This window comes from Vibrio splendidus 12E03 (assembly GCF_000272105.2).
GTDB lineage: Bacteria > Pseudomonadota > Gammaproteobacteria > Enterobacterales > Vibrionaceae > Vibrio > Vibrio splendidus_I.
The window spans coordinates 1-1,037 of sequence record NZ_AJZD02000202.1; the positions used below are offsets into that span (position 1 = coordinate 1).

The following is a 1,037-nucleotide window of genomic DNA, read 5'->3' on the forward strand; positions in this document are numbered from 1 at the left end:
TGCTTGAGCATTTCTCTCACTATGGAGGGTAATGCTGATGCAGGTTATCTATGTGTATGACGATGAAGGCACTATGGCACTGGCCAAAATAACGGAAAGTCAATCAGCGCAAGAGGCTGCGTTCGATGTGGTTGAAGCGGTAGTGAAGTGGACAAAAGAGTTCGGCTTCTCGATTTACTCTCAGAGCGAGTGCCGCGCGCACCTTCAAGAACTGGAGCGGTTAAAGCTGCAGGTGAAAAACCATGAGGTTGATGTCCATCAAACCGACTGGTTTAGTAGCGTGTTGGGTTTTACCTTTTCGGTTCAAAAGCCTGAATGAGATGAGGTTGAGTGGCCGACTTGCAAAAAATATCAAGAAGAGGAGGTGTTACCGGATGAGCAAGGTCACTGTTCATTATGTGGCAGTATTATGAACGATAAAGGAGAGTGTCTGTATCAATGAACACAGGACATTGACGTCATGTCTTTTAATGACAAACGCCAGCGATAAGCTGGCGTTTTTGTTTCTACTGTAAGATCAAATCTTTACTTGTTTCTTTGGGTGGTAAATTAAGAAAACCAACAATGATATCACAAATGAAAAAATTAATACTCGATAGAAATAATTTATTTCTATCGAGTATTTTCTATTGCCTTTTTGTTAGCGTGTCGAGGTCTTTTATTGTCAGGAGAATGATATGCAAACGCGCTGGCTCATGCTGTCTTTTGCAGGCTTATTGGCTGGGTGTCAAACCCCGCCTGAGCTTGTAAAGGCGCCGCCACCCTCATTAAATATTCGCACGGCCCCCGAATTATCGGGCAGCAGCGTGCAGACCTCACGTTATGTCATTGAACGCTCTGCCGGTGAGCAAATGACCGACATCTTAGGCATGCCGATTGAAGCTCGCTTACCCGTGATGAGCAAAATGAGCATCAAAGACGGCGTCGAGTTTTTATTGTCAGGCAGTGGTGTGTCGCTGCGCACTCCCACGTCTTACGCCGAAACGCAACTCTATGCGCAACCGTTACCTTTGGGTCATACCGATATGGGGCACATG

2 protein-coding genes are annotated in these 1,037 nt (G+C 45.8%); both read left to right on the forward strand.

The genetic code is table 11. From position 1 onward, the window contains the following. The first annotated feature begins 31 nt into the window (after nt 1–31). The gene (locus A142_RS13505; protein WP_019819877.1) at nt 32–319 is read left to right on the forward strand and encodes a hypothetical protein; all 288 of its coding nucleotides are present in this window, start codon (nt 32–34) and stop codon (nt 317–319) included. A gap of 487 nt (nt 320–806) precedes the next feature. After that, the coding region (locus tag A142_RS24775) for a hypothetical protein (protein WP_198928601.1) at nt 807–1,037 on the forward strand (231 nt) is incomplete at its 3' end.

What these genes read in the sequence shown, in the direction of transcription:
- A142_RS13505 (WP_019819877.1), top strand. Translation starts at nt 32, where the DNA reads ATGCTGATGCAGGTTATCTATGTGTATGACGATGAAGGCACTATGGCA.